The organism is Mesorhizobium sp. M1322, assembly GCF_040318085.1.
Classification (GTDB): Bacteria; Pseudomonadota; Alphaproteobacteria; order Rhizobiales; family Rhizobiaceae; genus Mesorhizobium.
In genome coordinates, this window is record NZ_JAMYLP010000036.1 from 19773 (window position 1) to 35090 (window position 15318).

Sequence of the window (15318 nt, forward strand, 5' to 3'; positions counted from 1 at the left end):
GCCTCACCGGACGGCATGGGTGGTTAGACGGGGCCCGCTAGGCTAGGCTTCTCTCACGCCGTCATATCCGGCCGCCTTTGCGGTCTTAACGAACTTGCGGTCAAAAGTCGCGAAGCCAGCGCAGTGAGCGGACTTGCCCAGGTGCAGCGCATCAGCGAAATCCAACCCTCTTTCAGAGAGGTCGAGCGCGGACGACACGACCGCTCCGTCCTCTATCTCCACTGTCGGAAGCCCGCTAAACGCCCGTAGCGTACGGGCGATTTCAAGCGGCGCAAAACCATAGGTACTGCGCAACACCCACTCGACCTCCAAGATCACCGTAACGGCGACAAAGACCGGCTGGCTATCGATCAGCGCCCGGGCGCGGGAAGACTGCGTCGGGTGATCGCCTGTCAGGTAGCGGACGATCAGGTTGGTATCAATCGCGAGCATGGCGCCGTCGCGCTTCGGCGAGCACACCCGCGTCCATTTCTTCCAACGTCTTCGGCTTGCCTCTATGGGGCAGGGATCCAAACACGTCCTCTGGCCGCGTCTCGGCGAAGACCGGCGCAGGTTTCAGCAGCACGCCCTCTGGAGTATCCTCGACCAGAAGGCGTGTGCCGGCATCCCATTCCCTCCGTTTCCGGATCGCGCTGGGCAAAATGACCTGTCCCTTGGTCGAGACCGTGGTTATGAGCTTTTCCGAAGCAGCCATCTCGGTACGTCCTTAGGTGTAAGACAAACGTAAGATAACCGGAAGTCGCGCCAAATTCAAGGCGCAAGCTACGCCTACTTGACGCGATGACGAGCCAGTGGGCGGCGAGGACTGGTTGTTCTGGGGCGGCGATAATTCGGCGTCGGCTCGCTCAAACCCGCGTGCCGCCGACCGTCATCTGGTTCATCCTGAGATGTGGCTGGCCAACGCCGACCGGCACGCCCTGGCCGGCCTTGCCGCACATGCCGATGCCGGTATCGAGCTTCATGTCGTTGCCGATCATCGAAACGCGGTGCATGGCGTCAGGCCCATTGCCGATCAGCATGGCGCCCTTGATCGGCTGCGTCACCTTGCCGTTCTCGATCATGTAGGCCTCGGTGCAGCCGAACACGAACTTGCCCGAGGTGATGTCGACCTGGCCGCCGCCGAAGGAGACGGCATAGATGCCGTTCTTGACCGAGGCGATGATTTCGTCCGGCTCCATGTCGCCTGAGGTCATGTAGGTGTTGGTCATGCGCGGCATCGGCTGATGCGCGTAGCCTTCGCGCCGTCCGTTACCGGTGGCGTTCATGCCCATCAGCCGGGCGTTCTGGCGATCCTGCATATAGCCGACAAGCTTGCCGTCTTCGATCAGCACGTTGCGGGCAGAAGGTGTGCCTTCGTCATCGACGGTCAGCGAGCCGCGCCGTTCGGCCATGGTGCCGTCATCGACGACGGTCACACCTTTCGCGGCCACCTGCTGGCCCATCAGCCCAGCGAAGGCCGATGTCTTCTTGCGGTTGAAGTCGCCTTCCAGCCCGTGGCCGACGGCCTCGTGCAGCATGACGCCCGGCCAGCCGCTGGACAGGACGATGTCGAAGGTGCCGGCAGGAGCCGGAATGGCCTCGAGGTTGACCAGCGCTTGCCGCAGCGCCTCCTTGGCCGCATGCTTCCAGCTCTCCTCGACCAGGAATTCGCCAAACGCCTTGCGCCCGCCCATGCCGTAGGAGCCGCTCTCCTGGCGGTCGCCATTGCCGACCACCACCGACACGTTGATCCTGACCAGCGGGCGGATGTCGCGCACCACCTGACCGTCGGCGCGCACGATCTCGACATGCTGCCAGGAGGCGGCGAGCGACGCCGTCACCTGTCGCACGCGCGGATCCTCGGCCCGCAGCCACGCATCGATTTCCTGAAGGAGCTTGGCCTTGGCCTCGAAGGAGGGCGAGGGGATCGGGTTCTCGTCGCCATAGAGATGGCGGTTGGTGCGGGCGGGAGCCGCGGCAAGCGTGCCCGAATAGCCGCCCTTCACCGTCGAGACGGCGTCGGCGGCGCGCAGCAGCGATGCTTCCGAAAGATCGCTGGAATGCGCGTAGCCACTCGCTTCGCCGGCGACGGCGCGTAGCCCAAAACCCTGGTCGGTGTTGAAATTGGCGGTCTTCAGCCGGCCATTGTCGAACATCAGCGCTTCGCTCTCGCTGTATTCGAGGAACAACTCGCCGTCGTCGGCGCCGTTGATGGTCTCGGCGACAATCTGCTTGATGCGATCGTCTGAAATGTCGAATTGGCCGATCAGGCTGTTCATGTTGTCGTGGTCCTCAGAAGCATCTTTGCTTCCGTTTAGCATCCCATAGATAGGGCAATCCAGGGCGTAATTCTAGGCGCAGGGCAACGGGTTGGGACATCGGATTGCTGCAAATAGAAAACGCAAATGTCCTCCGTCTTAAATATTTACTTATTGGAAAAGAGCGTAGAAAGTTAAATGATTTCAAGACCTTGAATTGAAATTGGTTTGGGCTTTCGCTTTGAGAAGATACGGCTTTGTGCTAAATTGGAGCCTATAAAAAGCCAAGGAGGATATCAATGTTAGATGTACCTGTTCTTCTGTCGCGCAAAAGCGATGGTGATCTAAGTTCAATGTGGGGCAACGCCATTCCCAAAGCGGCCGGCGGCTCCGAGGAAGCAATTCGGAGGATTGTTCAGATTGAAGACGAGTGGGCAAAACGAGCGGAAACTTTGCCAGCAGGTAATGCGTATGATGATCCGCTTCCGGAAAAGGGTATGTTGAAGTCCCTCGGTTATTGCGTTGGTAACCAAGGTCTTCCACAAGAGCGGCGCCAGCTTATCATCAAATATGCTGTTGAATCGCGGTCTCTTCCCCCGGTGCAAAGCAAGGCTTACGTACGAGAATGGGGCAAGGCCCGCAGCGATAAGCGGTTTCGAAAAATCCGTGCGTTTCTGACGACGCTCATCGACAGAAACGCAGGCAATCGGCCTTTTGCCAAAGCAGTTTCTGAATGGGCGGAAGATCTCAAATTTCTCGCACATCTCTGGAGTGAGTCTTCCAGAAAATTTTGAAAGGCTTAATCTCTCGACTCAAGGCAGGGCGGCGAAACCGTCGGCGAAACCCTTGAGCTCGACCGGAATGCCGATGCCTTCCTCCGGCGTCTGGAAGACGATGAAGGTGGCTGACGTTCCGGTCTTCAGCGTGTCGAGCAGTGGCTTTTCGAGAATGACCTCGGCATAGCAGCCGTCCTGGAAGCAGCGCACGAAATAGGCCCGGCCGATGTCCTTGCCGTCGACATTGAGGCCGAGCCCGTTGGGCAACAGCACGCCGAGCGGCGCCAGCACGCGCAGGATTTCGGCCTTGTTGTCGGCGGTGCGCAGCACGACGACGGAAAGCCCCATCTCGGGACGGTCCTCGGCGACGACATTCTGCATCATCACGCATTGTTCCGATGTGGCGCCGGCCGGCGTGTCACAGATGATCGACCACGCGCCATGCGTCGACCGTACCTTGCCGCTTGGCTGCGCGGCATTGGCCTGGCTGACGCCAAACAAGCCGACGCCAAGCAAGCAGACGCTACATACGGCAGCGAGAAGGATGACCTTCGCCAAGGTTCTCGAAAGCCCAAATCTCGAAAGGCCAAGTCTCGAAAGCCCAAGTCTCCAAAGCCAAGAGTTCATGACGGCTCCATTGCGAATCACGGCACTTTAAGCCGCGCCAAGGGCAAGTAAAGGATGAGACCACTGCCGGACTGCCTCGACCAAGGCAATTGTGCGCTTTTCCGTGCCAAATTCGCCCGAATTGCGACCGGTCGGCGCATTTTGCCAGGACACTCCGCCGCTCGGGCTTCCGCGATCCGCCACCGCCGCGGCCGCCGCCAAAATGCGCAGCCGCGCTTGCGCGCAAAAATGCCGCACGGTTTCCTCCGCTCCTTTCTTGCAGAGGCAAATAGAGTATGGTTTGAACCAGCCTCGGGACTATCCGGGATTCCCGTCCCGGCGTTGTTCGATATTCTTGCGGTCCGATCGCGAGGAACTGGGAGATAATGACGGCAATGAGAAAATTCCTAGCAGGCGCCAACTTCCTAGCAAGCGCTTGGGCCGCCACACTGTTCACCGGTGCATCCGCCCATGCGGCCCAGCCTGCGCCGTGGGAAATGACCTTCCAGCCCGCCGCCACCGACATGATGCGGCAGATCGCCTGGTTCGAGCACTACACGCTGTGGTTCATCGTGCCGATCACCCTCTTCGTGCTCGCCCTTATCGCCTATTGCATCTTGAAATTCCGTGCCAGCGTCAACTCGATCCCATCGCGCACCAGCCATAACACGCTGATCGAGGTGATCTGGACGGTTGGGCCGGTCGTCATCCTGCTCTGTCTCGCCATCCCTTCGTTCCAGCTCCTGACCGCGCAATACACACCGCCGGAAGAAGCCAAGCTGACCATCAAAGCGACCGGCAACCAGTGGAACTGGGACTACGAATACCAGACCGAAAACACACTTTCCTTCAACTCCGCGATCCTTGCGGATTCTGACCGCGCGGCGGCCGGCAAGGAGGACCGCGGCGTTTATCCGCGCCTGCTCGCCGTCGACAACGAGATGGTTGTGCCGGTCAACACCATGACCCGGGTGCTGGTGACGGCCGCGGACGTGATCCACGCCTTTGCCATGCCGTCCTTTGGCATCAAGACCGACGCGGTTCCGGGCCGCATCAACGAGGTCTGGTTCAAGGCGGAAAAGGAAGGCCTCTATTACGGCCAGTGTTCGGAGCTCTGCGGCAAGGACCACGCCTTCATGCCGATCGCGATCCGCGTCGTCTCCGACGCCCAGTACAAGACCTGGCTGGCGACAGCCGGCACCGACCTACCCGGCGCCAACAAGGCGCTGATGGCCGAGGTCGACAGCAAAGACAAGGTAGCGGCCGCCGGCAACTGATGCCGCGACCAGAAAAGATCAGGGAACGGAGCCGAACATGGCAGACGCTGCAGCTCACGACCACGACCATAAGCCGTATCATGGCTGGGTCCGGTGGGTGTATTCGACCAACCACAAGGATATCGGTACGCTCTATCTGATCTTCGCGATCATGGCGGGCTGCGTCGGCGGTGCCCTTTCGGTCGTCATGCGCATGGAACTGCAGGAGCCGGGGATCCAGATTTTCACCGGCCTGGCGCAGATGGTCTACGGCTTGAACGCTGACGCTGCGCTCGACGGCGGCAAGAGCATGTACAACGCCTTCACCACCGCGCATGCGCTGATCATGATCTTCTTCATGGTCATGCCGGCGCTGATCGGCGGCTTCGCCAACTGGATGGTGCCGATCATGATCGGCGCACCCGATATGGCTTTCCCGCGCATGAACAACGTATCGTTCTGGTTGCTGCCACCGGCTTTCATCCTGCTGATCATCTCGGCTTTCGTGCCGAGCGCGCCTGGCGCCTACGGGGTCGGCGGCGGCTGGACGATCTATCCGCCGCTATCGACATCGGGCCAGCCGGGACCGGCGATGGATCTTGCGATCCTGTCGCTGCACATCGCCGGCGCTTCATCGATCCTCGGCGCGATCAATTTCATCACCACCATCTTCAACATGCGCGCACCCGGCATGACGCTGCACAAGATGCCCCTGTTCGCCTGGTCGGTGCTGATTACCGCTTTCCTGCTGCTGTTGTCGCTTCCGGTTCTGGCCGGCGGCATCACCATGCTTTTGACCGATCGCAACTTCGGCACCACCTTCTTCGCGCCGGACGGCGGCGGCGACCCGATCCTGTTCCAGCACCTGTTCTGGTTCTTCGGGCATCCGGAAGTCTACATCCTGATCCTGCCGGGCTTCGGCATCGTCAGCCACATCGTCTCGACCTTCTCGAAGAAGCCCATCTTCGGCTATCTCGGCATGGCCTATGCCATGGTCGCGATCGGTGCGGTCGGCTTCATCGTCTGGGCGCACCACATGTACACGACCGGCCTGTCGCTCGACACGCAACGCTATTTCGTCTTCGCCACCATGGTTATCGCGGTGCCGACGGGCGTGAAGATATTCTCGTGGATCGCCACCATGTGGGGCGGGTCGATTTCGCTCAAGACCCCGATGCTGTGGGCGATCGGCTTCATCTTCCTGTTCACCGTCGGCGGCGTTACCGGCGTCCAGCTTGCCAATGCCGGTCTCGACCGCCCGCTGCACGACACCTATTACGTGGTCGCGCATTTCCACTATGTGCTGTCGCTGGGCGCGGTCTTTGCCATCTTCGCCGGCTGGTACTACTGGTTCCCGAAGATGACCGGCTACATGTATTCGCCTGTCATCGCCAACACCCATTTCTGGGTCACCTTCGTCGGCGTCAACCTCGTCTTCTTCCCGCAGCATTTCCTCGGCCTCTCCGGCATGCCGCGCCGCTACATCGACTATCCGGATGCGTTTGCCGGCTGGAACATGGTTTCGTCCTACGGCTCGTATATTTCCGCCGTCGGCGTGGTCATCTTCCTCTATGGCGTGTTCGAGGCTTTCCAGAAGAAGCGGGTGGCCGGTGCCAATCCATGGGGCGAGGGTGCGACGACGCTTGAATGGCAGCTGCCTTCGCCGCCGCCCTTCCACCAGTGGGAACAGCTGCCGAAGATCAAATAGGCGGCTGCTGGGCGAATACCGAACCGCCGGTCCGCCCGGCGGTTTTGGCCAACGGAATGATGGACTTAAAGTACGCATGGCCCTTGTCGACGACACATTGACTGACGAACCGGGCTTTCGCATGTCGGAAGCGACGGCGGGCGATTTCTTCGCCCTGTTGAAGCCGCGAGTCATGTCGCTGGTGGTGTTCACCGCCTTTGTCGGCCTGGTCGCGGCACCTGTGACCATCAATCCCCTTCTGGCGGTGATCGCTATCCTGGCTATCGCCATTGGTGCTGGCGCGTCCGGCGCGCTCAATATGTGGTATGACGCCGATATCGATGCGGTGATGACCAGGACCGCCGGTCGTCCGGTGCCGGCCGGCCGCATCCGGCCCGGCGAGGCGCTGAGTTTCGGCCTGGTGCTGTCTGTGCTGTCGGTGATGACGCTCGGCGTGCTGGTCAACTGGCTGTCGGCGACGCTGCTGGCCTTCACCATCTTCTTCTATGCGGTCGTCTACACGATGTGGCTGAAGCGCTGGACGCCGCAGAACATTGTCATCGGCGGTGCAGCCGGCGCCATTCCGCCGGTGATCGGCTGGGCCGCAGTGACCGGAACGGTCAGCCTGGAAAGCGTCGTCCTGTTCCTGATCATCTTCCTTTGGACGCCGCCGCACTTCTGGGCGCTCGCCCTCTTCAAGTCCGAGGACTATGCCAGGGCCGGCATCCCGATGATGCCGAATGTCGCCGGCCAGGCTTCGACCCGACGCCAGATCTTTGCCTACGCGCTGATCCTCGCGCCGGTTGGCGTGCTGCCATGGCTGCTCGGTTTCACCACGCCCGCCTATGGCCTCCTTGCAGTGCTGCTTGGCGCCGGCTTCGTCTGGTATGCGTGGAAGGTGCTGCAGATGGCCGACGACGACCATGTGATGAAGCCGGCCAAGGCATTGTTCGGCTACTCGCTGCTCTACCTCTTCGCCATCTTCGCCGTCTACCTTGCCGACTGCGTCGTCGGGCGGGTGCTGGCCATGGCGGGAGCATGACCATGGCCGACAAGAAGCTTGAACTCGTCACGCTGACCGAGCGCCAACAGAAGGCCCGGCGCAACCGCTCGGTAGCCATCGGCCTGGCGTTGGCGGTGCTTGTCGTCATCTTCTATATCGCGACCGTCGTGAAGTTCGGTCACAACCTCACCGGAACGATGTGAGGCTCAAGATGAATCGCCAAACAGGGACCAATCCTCAAAAGAAGAACACCAACCGCATCGTCGCCGGCGTCTGCATCGCCTTTTTCGGCGGCATGATCGGCATGGCTTACGCCGCGGTGCCGCTCTACGCGATGTTCTGCCAGGCGACCGGTTACGGCGGCACCGTGAAACGCGCGACGCAGCAATATGCCGACCGCGTGCTCGACCGCGACATTACCATCCGTTTCGATGCCAACACTGCCGGCGTGCCCTGGCAGTTCGAGCCTGTCGCCCGCTCGATCACCATCAAGATAGGCGAGACGGCGCAGGCGCATTATAGCGCGACCAACAAATTCGTCCGCGCCACCACCGCCCGCGCGACCTTCAACGTGCAGCCGGAACTGGCGGGATCTTATTTCAACAAGGTCGAGTGCTTCTGCTTCACCGACACGACGCTGAAGCCTGGCGAGACGCTGGACATGCCGGTCGTGTTCTATGTAGATCCCGACATCGTCAATGCGCCGGAGCTGAAGGACTTGAAGACGATTACCCTGTCCTACACGATGTTCCCGGTCGAGAAGAACGAGAAGAACAAACCAGTCGCGTCGTCGGCGCCGGCCGAAGGCACAAGCAACAAAGTTTCACATACCGAACGAAGCCTCGGGGGTTGATATGGCAGACGCGCACGCAAAACCACAACATGACTACCATCTCGTCGACCCGAGCCCGTGGCCGTTCCTAGGCTCAGTCGGCGCGCTGGTCACCGCGATCGGCGGCGTCTGTTATATGCAGTATCTCAAGGGCGGCGATTTCCCGATTTTCGGCTTCAATATCGCCAATCCATGGCTGTTCTACATCGGCCTCTTGATCGTCATCTACACCATGTACGCCTGGTGGTCCGACACCATCAAGGAAGGGCATGAAGGCCACCACACGCGTGTCGTGTCGCTGCATCTGCGCTACGGCATGATCATGTTCATCGCTTCCGAGGTGATGTTCTTCGTCGCCTGGTTCTGGGCTTTCTTCGACGCCAGCCTGTTTCCCGGCGAGGCACAGCAATACGCCCGCGCCGCCTTCACCGGCGGTGTCTGGCCGCCGAAGGGCCTCGAGGTTCTCGACCCCTTCCACCTGCCGCTCTACAACACAGTCATCCTGCTTTTGTCGGGCACTACGGTGACCTGGGCGCACCACGCGCTCATTCATGGCGACCGCAAGGGGCTGATCAACGGCCTGGTTCTGACCGTCGGTCTCGGCATGCTGTTCACCATGGTGCAGGCTTACGAGTACATGCACGCGCCGTTCGGCTTCAGGGATTCGATCTACGGCGCCACCTTCTTCATGGCGACCGGCTTCCATGGGTTCCACGTCATCATCGGCACCATCTTCCTATTGGTCTGTCTGGTCCGCGCGATGAAGGGCGATTTCACGCCCAAGCAGCATTTCGGCTTCGAGGCGGCCGCCTGGTATTGGCACTTCGTCGACGTGGTGTGGCTGTTCCTGTTTGCGTCGATCTATGTCTGGGCCTCGAGCGGTGCGGTCATCGAAGGTCACTGAAATCTTCTTGAGGAAATCGATGAGGCGGCTGCGGCGACGTGGCCGCCTTATCTTTTGGGGTGAAGGGCACTAAGGTATCGCAATGAGCGACGATAAGGCGATCTGGCCACCAATCGATCCGATTTCGGCCGGCCTGCACGGCCGCTGCCCGCGCTGTGGCGAGGGACGGCTGTTTTCTGGCTTCCTCACCGTCGGCAAACGCTGCGCCAATTGCGGCCTCGACTATTCCTACGCCGATGCCGGCGACGGGCCGGCGGTGTTCGTCATTCTGATCATCGGATTCATCGTCGTCGGGCTGGCGCTGTGGATGGAGGTGACGCTGAATCCGCCGATCTGGCTGCATTTCCTGCTGTGGATACCGCTGACGCTGGTGCTTTGCCTGGGCGCGCTCAGGCTGATCAAGGGTGTGCTCCTGACGCTGCAATACCGCAACGAGGCGGCAGAGGGCAGGCTGGACCTCGGCGAATGAGCACGACATCCGATTCAGTCGCAGACCGTTCTAGGCCGAAGATGGCATTGCTGCTTGGCCTAGGCCTCGTGCTGTTCTTCTTCTTGCTGGCGCTCGGCACCTGGCAGGTGCAGCGCCTATACTGGAAAGAGGGTCTTATTCAGACTATCGACGAGCGCACGCACTCGGCGCCTGTGCCGTTGGCCGAGGTCGAAAAGCGGTTCGCCGCCACCGGCGATGTGGATTACACGCCCGTGACGGCAACCGGCACGTTCCTGCATCAAGGCGAGCGACATTTCTTCGCGACCTGGCAAGGCCAGTCCGGTTTCGATGTCTTCACGCCCTTGCATCTGGAGGACGGCCGCTTCGTGCTGATCAATCGCGGCTTCGTACCGTACGATCTCAAGGACGCGGCCAAGCGCCCGCAAAGCCAGGGTGCGACGGTGACGGGGCTCGCCCGCAATCCGCTGCCGGCAAAGCCCTCGATGATGCTTCCCGACAATGATCCGCAGAAGAACATCTTCTACTGGAAGGATCGCGATGCCATGGCGGCCAGCGCCGGTCTGCCGGCCGGCGCGGGTCTGGTGCCATTCTTCATCGACGCCGACGCCACGCCGAACCCGGGTGGGCTGCCGGTCGGCGGCGTGACCGTCATCGACCTGCCGAACAGCCATTTGCAATATGCCGTAACCTGGTACGGCCTTGCAGCTGCCCTTGCCGGCGTCCTTATCTTCATGCTTCGCCACCCGGTGAAAGAGGAATGATCGCCACCAGCGCCCTTGACAGGGCAGGGGTGCGCACCTCATTTCGCGCCTTGAGTTCAAGACTTGAGTTCACGCTACGACCAACCGGCCGGGAATCATGCTTCACACCACCACAAAGCCACCGCTGACAATAAGGCTCTGCCAGCCGCGGGGTTTCTGCGCCGGCGTCGACCGCGCCATCCAGATTGTAGTGCTGGCGCTGAAGAAATACGGCGCACCGGTCTATGTCCGCCATGAGATCGTACACAATCGCTACGTCGTCGAGGGGCTGCAAAGCCTCGGTGCGGTGTTCATCGAGGAGCTCTCCGAGATACCGGCGGAGCATCGCCAGAGCCCGGTCGTCTTTTCGGCGCATGGCGTGCCGAAGTCGGTGCCGGCTGACGCCCAGGCGCGCAATCTCTTCTATCTCGACGCCACCTGCCCACTGGTGTCGAAGGTCCACAAGCAGGCGATGCGCCATCAGCGGCTCGGCCGCCATGTGCTTCTGATCGGCCATGCCGGCCACCCGGAAGTGATCGGCACGATGGGGCAGTTGCCGGACGGCGCCGTCACCTTGATCGAGACCGAAGCCGACGCGGCGAATTTGGTGCCCGCCGACCCGCAGGCGCTTGGGTTCGTCACCCAGACGACGCTGTCGGTCGAGGACACCGCCGGTATCATTCGGGTGCTTAAGGATCGTTTTCCCGATTTGCATGCGGCGGCAGCGGAATCGATCTGCTACGCCACCACCAATCGCCAGGAAGCGGTCAAGGAGACCGCCGCGGGCTCCGATCTCTTCCTGATCGTCGGCGCCCCCAACTCCTCCAATTCGCGGCGTCTTGTCGAAGTGGCCGAGCGCGCCGGCGCCTCGATGTCGCTTCTCGTCCAGCGAGCCTCCGAAATTCCATGGACAGATATCGCCGGCATCTCGACGCTTGGTCTGTCGGCAGGCGCGTCGGCGCCGGAAATCATCGTCGACGAGATCATCGATGCATTTCGGCAGCGCTTCAACGTGACGATCGAGCTGGCGGTGACGGCGACGGAAACGGAGGATTTTCCGGTGATGCGGGTCCTGCGCGACGTCGAACTGACGGCGGCCGACATGGCCTTCGTCAACGGAGCCGCGTGAAGAGCCCATGGCAGTCTACACCGACGTCAATGAAGGCGAGCTCGGCGCGTTCCTGAAGGCCTATCCGGTCGGCGATCTCCTATCCTACAAGGGCATCGCTGAAGGCACCGAGAACTCGAATTTCCTGCTGCACACGACCAGCGGCTCCTACATCCTGACGCTCTACGAAAAGCGCGTCGACAAGGCCGACCTGCCGTTCTTCCTCGGCCTCATGGGTCACCTTGCCAGGAAGGGCATTTCCTGCCCGCTTCCGGTGACGGCGCATGATGGCGACGTCATCGGAACGCTTGCGGGGCGGCCGGCAGTCATCATCACCTTCCTCGAAGGCCTTTCGCTGCGGCGGCCGACATCAGCGCATTGCGGTGAGGTCGGCAAGGCGCTGGCGGCGCTGCATCTCGCCGGCGCCGATTTTCCCATGAGCCGTCCGAATGCCCTTGCCATCGATGGCTGGCGCAAGCTGTGGAGCGCCGCTCGCATTCGCGCCGACGAGGTCGAGCCGGGACTGGCGGCCGAGGTCGATGCCGACTTCGTCGATTTCGAGCGAAACTGGCCCAAAGACCTGCCGGAGGGCATCATCCACGCCGATCTTTTCCCCGACAATGTCTTCTTCCTCGGCGAGAAACTGTCTGGGCTGATCGACTTCTATTTCGCCTGCAATGATCTCTACGCCTATGATGTCGCTACCTGCCTCAATGCCTGGTGCTTCGAGAAGGATTTTTCCTTCAACCTGACCAAGGGCACCGCGCTGCTTGCTGGCTATCAAAGCGTGCGGCCCTTGAGCGGCGAGGAGAAAGCTGCGCTGCCGATGCTGGCGCGCGGCTCGGCACTGCGCTTCATGCTGACCCGGCTTTACGACTGGCTGACCGTTGCCAACGGCGGGCTGGTCGTGAAACGCGATCCGACCGAATATATCAGGCGGATGCGTTTCCACCGGGCGATCAAATCTCCTTCCGAATATGGACTGACATGACCAAGCGCGTTGAAATCTTCACCGATGGTGCCTGTTCGGGCAATCCGGGGCCTGGCGGTTGGGGGGCGGTCCTGCGCTTCAACGGCGTCACGAAAGAACTGTCGGGCGGCGAGGCTGCTACCACCAACAACCGCATGGAACTTTTGGCCGCCATCTCGGCGCTCAATGCGCTGAAGGAACCCTGTGCCGTCGATCTTTATACCGACAGCAACTACGTCAAGGACGGCATTTTCAGCTGGATCGACGGCTGGAAGCGCAACGGCTGGAAGACCGCCGCCAGACAACCGGTGAAGAATGCCGAACTGTGGCAGGCACTCGACGAGGCGCGCAACCGTCATCAGGTGATCTGGCACTGGGTCAAAGGCCATGCCGGCCATCCGGAGAATGAGCGTGCCGACGAGCTGGCGCGGCTCGGCATGGCGCCGTTCAAGAATAAGGCGGCTAGGCCCGCGCCCGTTTCCGCCAAAGAAAACGCCCAAGCCAGGCAGCCGGCAGCCAAGAAAGTGCACCGCTCGACCCAGAGCTACTAACCAGTCTGGTCCGCTGTATTCAGCGGATCAGCAGCGCCGTGCCGAAAAGCCCGAGCGCGAACACCGTATGTGAGACGAGATTGAGGGCGCGGATCTGCATGGGGTTGGGGCGCTTGGAGGCGGCCCAGCCGGCACCCATGCCGGGCGCCAGCAGGAACCAGCCGGCGCCCACTGTGACGATGCCGAGGATGAAGGCCGGCAGGAAGGTCGGCGCGGCCAGCCACGCCGCTCCCGCCAAAACAGCCAGAATGATGCCGTAGACGATGCCGACAAAATAGTGGAAGGCCCAGCCGAGCGCCGATTCATGCGCGTAGGGTACTGCCTCGCCGATATCGTCGTGGAATACCTTGCCGTCCTTGAGGTGCCAGACCCAGCGGCCGACCAATCCCCAGTTCGGCCGCGGCTGAGCAAACACCGTGTTCAGGAAAATCGCCCAGAGGTCCATAAGCGCCGTGGCGCCGATGCCGATCGCCACAGCGCGCCAGAAGTGGTCAAACATCGTTGAGGTCTCCCAAAGGCAGGCAACTCCGAACAGCTAGCGCACGAGCCCGAAAACCGGAACCGGTTTTTGTTGGGATCATGCGGCTCAGAAGATCGTTCTTGCACGCCCAATTGGACGCGCGGCTGTCGAAACAGGCGTGATCGTCGGCCAAAAGGACCGTGCAAACCTTGGCCTATGCTGTCGCCAAAACGGAAAGCTGTCCGAGAATGTGAGCTGCACCGGATTCATCGACGCCAGGCTTTGTCTCGACATTGAGCGCGGCGACCTTGCCGTCGTCGACGATCATCGAAAACCGCTTCGAGCGCAGCCCCATGCCACCGCCGGAAAGGTCGGCGTCGAGACCGATCGACTTGGCGAAATCGCCATTGCCGTCGGCAAGATAAAGCAGCTTGCCTTCACCGCCGCTGAAGCGGGCCCAGGCGCCCATGACGTGAACATCGTTGACGGCGACCACGGCGATGGTGTCAACGCCGCGCGCCAGGATAGCGTCGTAATTATCCAGATAGCCGGGCAGATGATTGTTGGAGCAGGTCGGGGTGAAAGCGCCGGGAACGGCGAACAGCACCACCTTCTTTCCCGAGAAGATCTCGGCCGTCGTGATCGCTTTTGCGCCGTCGGCAGTCATCGTTCTGAAGGTCGCTTGGGGCAGCTTGTCGCCAACTGCAATCATCATCGTGGTCCTCGTTTGACAAATGGAAGGGAGTGTCCTTGCGATAGCGAACTCAGCCGTTCCCCGCAACCGTCGGCAAGCTTGGAGCAAAAGGATGTTCGACTTGAACATCCTTTTGCTCGGGATCAAGGGAACGGCAGCAGGCCTTCGACCGCGCCGGCCGCAGTTGTCAGCGTGTAGTAAAGTCCGCCATCCGTCGGCGTCGTCGTCGGCCTGTCGAGGATCGGCACGGTAAACACCAGCTTGCCTTCCTTTTCGCTGCGGGCCGGCACGCCGAACATGTAATCCCGCTCACCGGCGACGAAGAAATCCGCGGCTTCGGGATTGCCCGGAAAGCTCGCCTCGACAATCAGTGTCTCGCGGTCGCCCGGCAGGATCTTGATGCCAAAATCGGGTCTTGCGGGAGCAGGCAGGGTTGCAAGAGCCGCCTTCACCAACGCGGCGTCTTCGACATTGTCCGGATCGGAGCTCGGATCGATGATCAGCTTCGTCTGCACCGGGATGCAGATCGTCTCGCAAATGCCGAGAAAGACGTCGGCATCGATGACGGCCGGCTCGTTCGGCGCCGACAGCGTGAATGTCACCGGCAGCGAAACCGGATGGTCATAGCCGGCCCATTTGCCGTAGCCGTCGTCGTGGCGCTGGGGCGGCGGAAACGAAAACGTCGCGTTGGCAATGTTGGTGCTGGCCGAGATATCGATTTGCGGCGGCACGCCCGCGTCGCCCGGATCGCGCCAGTAGGTTTTCCAGCCAGACTTGAGCGCAATATCAAGGACGCCATGGATGCGCCCGGCTTCGTCGGGCTTGCCGCTGGTCACAAGCCGCACTTTGCCGCCTTCGCTATTGTACCAGGTCGACGAGGAGGCTGCGGCAGGGAGGCCGGTTCCACATCCAACAGCGGCGCTGAGCAGCAGGACTTTCAAGCTTTGCATGGCGGTGATTTGAGCGTCCGTTCATGGCTGCGCAATGGCTTCATGGCGTCGCCGTTATCATATTTGCGTGACCTCGGCACAGCTTTGCGTGAC

At 61.2% G+C, this 15318-nt stretch carries 19 protein-coding genes; 12 read left to right on the forward strand and 7 right to left on the reverse strand.

Annotated elements, in window-relative coordinates:
* Positions 1-42 precede the first annotated feature (42 nt).
* The 3 genes from NKH12_RS15495 to tldD all read right to left on the reverse strand — a co-directional run bounded on the left by NKH12_RS15495 (position 43) and on the right by tldD (position 2258).
* A complete protein-coding gene (locus NKH12_RS15495) occupies positions 43-432 on the reverse strand; it encodes a type II toxin-antitoxin system VapC family toxin (protein ID WP_352953929.1) in 390 nt (129 codons plus the stop codon).
* Positions 419-694 (reverse strand): AbrB/MazE/SpoVT family DNA-binding domain-containing protein, encoded by a 276-nt coding sequence (locus NKH12_RS15500; RefSeq protein ID WP_352953930.1) that lies wholly within the window; start codon positions 692-694, stop codon positions 419-421. Before NKH12_RS15500 ends, NKH12_RS15495 begins: the two co-directional genes overlap by 14 nt.
* Positions 695-845: 151 nt before the next feature.
* Positions 846-2258: a metalloprotease TldD gene (tldD, locus tag NKH12_RS15505; protein ID WP_352953931.1), complete on the reverse strand. Its 1413-nt coding sequence runs from the start codon at positions 2256-2258 to the stop codon at positions 846-848.
* A gap of 278 nt (positions 2259-2536) precedes the next feature.
* On the opposite strand from tldD, the gene NKH12_RS15510 reads away from it, so the two are divergent.
* A complete protein-coding gene (locus tag NKH12_RS15510; RefSeq protein ID WP_352953932.1) occupies positions 2537-3031 on the forward strand; it encodes a hypothetical protein in 495 nt (164 codons plus the stop codon).
* An 18-nt stretch (positions 3032-3049) separates the two neighbouring features.
* Here NKH12_RS15510 and NKH12_RS15515 read toward each other — a convergent pair whose 3' ends face one another.
* The gene (locus NKH12_RS15515) at positions 3050-3640 is read right to left on the reverse strand and encodes an invasion associated locus B family protein (RefSeq protein WP_352953933.1); all 591 of its coding nucleotides are present in this window, start codon (positions 3638-3640) and stop codon (positions 3050-3052) included.
* Between the two features lie 374 nt (positions 3641-4014).
* Here NKH12_RS15515 and coxB point away from each other — a divergent pair, with 374 nt between their 5' ends.
* The 11 genes from coxB (at position 4015) to rnhA (ending at position 13121) form a co-directional block, all read left to right on the forward strand.
* On the forward strand, positions 4015-4896 hold the full coding sequence (gene coxB, locus NKH12_RS15520) for a cytochrome c oxidase subunit II (protein WP_502910800.1): 882 nt from the start codon (positions 4015-4017) through the stop codon (positions 4894-4896).
* Positions 4897-4933: 37 nt separating this feature from the next.
* A complete protein-coding gene (gene ctaD, locus NKH12_RS15525) occupies positions 4934-6583 on the forward strand; it encodes a cytochrome c oxidase subunit I (protein ID WP_254018901.1) in 1650 nt (549 codons plus the stop codon).
* 76 nt (positions 6584-6659) lie between these two features.
* Positions 6660-7604, forward strand: coding sequence for a heme o synthase (locus NKH12_RS15530; RefSeq protein ID WP_352953935.1), 945 nt, complete (start codon positions 6660-6662; stop codon positions 7602-7604).
* Positions 7601-7768, forward strand: a complete 168-nt coding sequence (locus NKH12_RS15535; RefSeq protein ID WP_023799323.1) for a cytochrome c oxidase system small membrane protein — start codon at positions 7601-7603, stop codon at positions 7766-7768. The genes NKH12_RS15530 and NKH12_RS15535 overlap by 4 nt, the downstream gene beginning before the upstream one ends.
* An 8-nt stretch (positions 7769-7776) precedes the next feature.
* Positions 7777-8418: a cytochrome c oxidase assembly protein gene (locus NKH12_RS15540; RefSeq protein ID WP_352953936.1), complete on the forward strand. Its 642-nt coding sequence runs from the start codon at positions 7777-7779 to the stop codon at positions 8416-8418.
* A 1-nt stretch (position 8419) separates the two neighbouring features.
* A complete protein-coding gene (locus NKH12_RS15545; protein WP_352953937.1) occupies positions 8420-9301 on the forward strand; it encodes a cytochrome c oxidase subunit 3 in 882 nt (293 codons plus the stop codon).
* An 82-nt stretch (positions 9302-9383) separates the two neighbouring features.
* Positions 9384-9770 carry a DUF983 domain-containing protein gene (locus NKH12_RS15550; RefSeq protein ID WP_352953938.1) on the forward strand — a complete coding sequence of 129 codons (387 nt, stop codon included), beginning with the start codon at positions 9384-9386 and terminating at the stop codon, positions 9768-9770.
* Positions 9767-10513 (forward strand): SURF1 family protein, encoded by a 747-nt coding sequence (locus NKH12_RS15555; protein WP_352953939.1) that lies wholly within the window; start codon positions 9767-9769, stop codon positions 10511-10513. Before NKH12_RS15550 ends, NKH12_RS15555 begins: the two co-directional genes overlap by 4 nt.
* 97 nt (positions 10514-10610) lie before the next feature.
* Positions 10611-11621: a 4-hydroxy-3-methylbut-2-enyl diphosphate reductase gene (gene ispH / locus NKH12_RS15560; protein ID WP_352953940.1), complete on the forward strand. Its 1011-nt coding sequence runs from the start codon at positions 10611-10613 to the stop codon at positions 11619-11621.
* A gap of 7 nt (positions 11622-11628) precedes the next feature.
* The gene (locus tag NKH12_RS15565; RefSeq protein ID WP_352953941.1) at positions 11629-12591 is read left to right on the forward strand and encodes a homoserine kinase; all 963 of its coding nucleotides are present in this window, start codon (positions 11629-11631) and stop codon (positions 12589-12591) included.
* Positions 12588-13121, forward strand: coding sequence for a ribonuclease HI (gene rnhA, locus NKH12_RS15570; RefSeq protein WP_352953942.1), 534 nt, complete (start codon positions 12588-12590; stop codon positions 13119-13121). Before NKH12_RS15565 ends, rnhA begins: the two co-directional genes overlap by 4 nt.
* Positions 13122-13140: 19 nt before the next feature.
* Here rnhA and NKH12_RS15575 read toward each other — a convergent pair whose 3' ends face one another.
* From NKH12_RS15575 to NKH12_RS15585, 3 genes are all read right to left on the reverse strand, one after another.
* On the reverse strand, positions 13141-13620 hold the full coding sequence (locus NKH12_RS15575; protein ID WP_352953943.1) for a DUF2938 domain-containing protein: 480 nt from the start codon (positions 13618-13620) through the stop codon (positions 13141-13143).
* Between the two features lie 175 nt (positions 13621-13795).
* Entirely contained in the window at positions 13796-14296 is a 501-nt protein-coding gene (locus tag NKH12_RS15580; protein WP_352953944.1) for a peroxiredoxin, read from the reverse strand.
* A 122-nt stretch (positions 14297-14418) separates the two neighbouring features.
* On the reverse strand, positions 14419-15225 hold the full coding sequence (locus NKH12_RS15585; protein ID WP_352953945.1) for a protein-disulfide reductase DsbD domain-containing protein: 807 nt from the start codon (positions 15223-15225) through the stop codon (positions 14419-14421).
* Positions 15226-15318: the final 93 nt, after the last annotated feature.

Bases quoted from the DNA above. Each gene is read 5' to 3' on its own strand.
- NKH12_RS15495 (WP_352953929.1), bottom strand. From the start codon at position 432: ATGCTCGCGATTGATACCAACCTGATCGTCCGCTACCTGACAGGCGAT.
- NKH12_RS15500 (WP_352953930.1), bottom strand. From the start codon at position 694: ATGGCTGCTTCGGAAAAGCTCATAACCACGGTCTCGACCAAGGGACAG.
- tldD (WP_352953931.1), bottom strand. From the start codon at position 2,258: ATGAACAGCCTGATCGGCCAATTCGACATTTCAGACGATCGCATCAAG.
- NKH12_RS15510 (WP_352953932.1), top strand. From the start codon at position 2,537: ATGTTAGATGTACCTGTTCTTCTGTCGCGCAAAAGCGATGGTGATCTA.
- NKH12_RS15515 (WP_352953933.1), bottom strand. From the start codon at position 3,640: ATGAACTCTTGGCTTTGGAGACTTGGGCTTTCGAGACTTGGCCTTTCG.
- coxB (WP_502910800.1), top strand. From the start codon at position 4,015: ATGAGAAAATTCCTAGCAGGCGCCAACTTCCTAGCAAGCGCTTGGGCC.
- ctaD (WP_254018901.1), top strand. From the start codon at position 4,934: ATGGCAGACGCTGCAGCTCACGACCACGACCATAAGCCGTATCATGGC.
- NKH12_RS15530 (WP_352953935.1), top strand. From the start codon at position 6,660: ATGGCCCTTGTCGACGACACATTGACTGACGAACCGGGCTTTCGCATG.
- NKH12_RS15535 (WP_023799323.1), top strand. From the start codon at position 7,601: ATGACCATGGCCGACAAGAAGCTTGAACTCGTCACGCTGACCGAGCGC.
- NKH12_RS15540 (WP_352953936.1), top strand. From the start codon at position 7,777: ATGAATCGCCAAACAGGGACCAATCCTCAAAAGAAGAACACCAACCGC.
- NKH12_RS15545 (WP_352953937.1), top strand. From the start codon at position 8,420: ATGGCAGACGCGCACGCAAAACCACAACATGACTACCATCTCGTCGAC.
- NKH12_RS15550 (WP_352953938.1), top strand. From the start codon at position 9,384: ATGAGCGACGATAAGGCGATCTGGCCACCAATCGATCCGATTTCGGCC.
- NKH12_RS15555 (WP_352953939.1), top strand. From the start codon at position 9,767: ATGAGCACGACATCCGATTCAGTCGCAGACCGTTCTAGGCCGAAGATG.
- ispH (WP_352953940.1), top strand. From the start codon at position 10,611: ATGCTTCACACCACCACAAAGCCACCGCTGACAATAAGGCTCTGCCAG.
- NKH12_RS15565 (WP_352953941.1), top strand. From the start codon at position 11,629: ATGGCAGTCTACACCGACGTCAATGAAGGCGAGCTCGGCGCGTTCCTG.
- rnhA (WP_352953942.1), top strand. From the start codon at position 12,588: ATGACCAAGCGCGTTGAAATCTTCACCGATGGTGCCTGTTCGGGCAAT.
- NKH12_RS15575 (WP_352953943.1), bottom strand. From the start codon at position 13,620: ATGTTTGACCACTTCTGGCGCGCTGTGGCGATCGGCATCGGCGCCACG.
- NKH12_RS15580 (WP_352953944.1), bottom strand. From the start codon at position 14,296: ATGATGATTGCAGTTGGCGACAAGCTGCCCCAAGCGACCTTCAGAACG.
- NKH12_RS15585 (WP_352953945.1), bottom strand. From the start codon at position 15,225: ATGCAAAGCTTGAAAGTCCTGCTGCTCAGCGCCGCTGTTGGATGTGGA.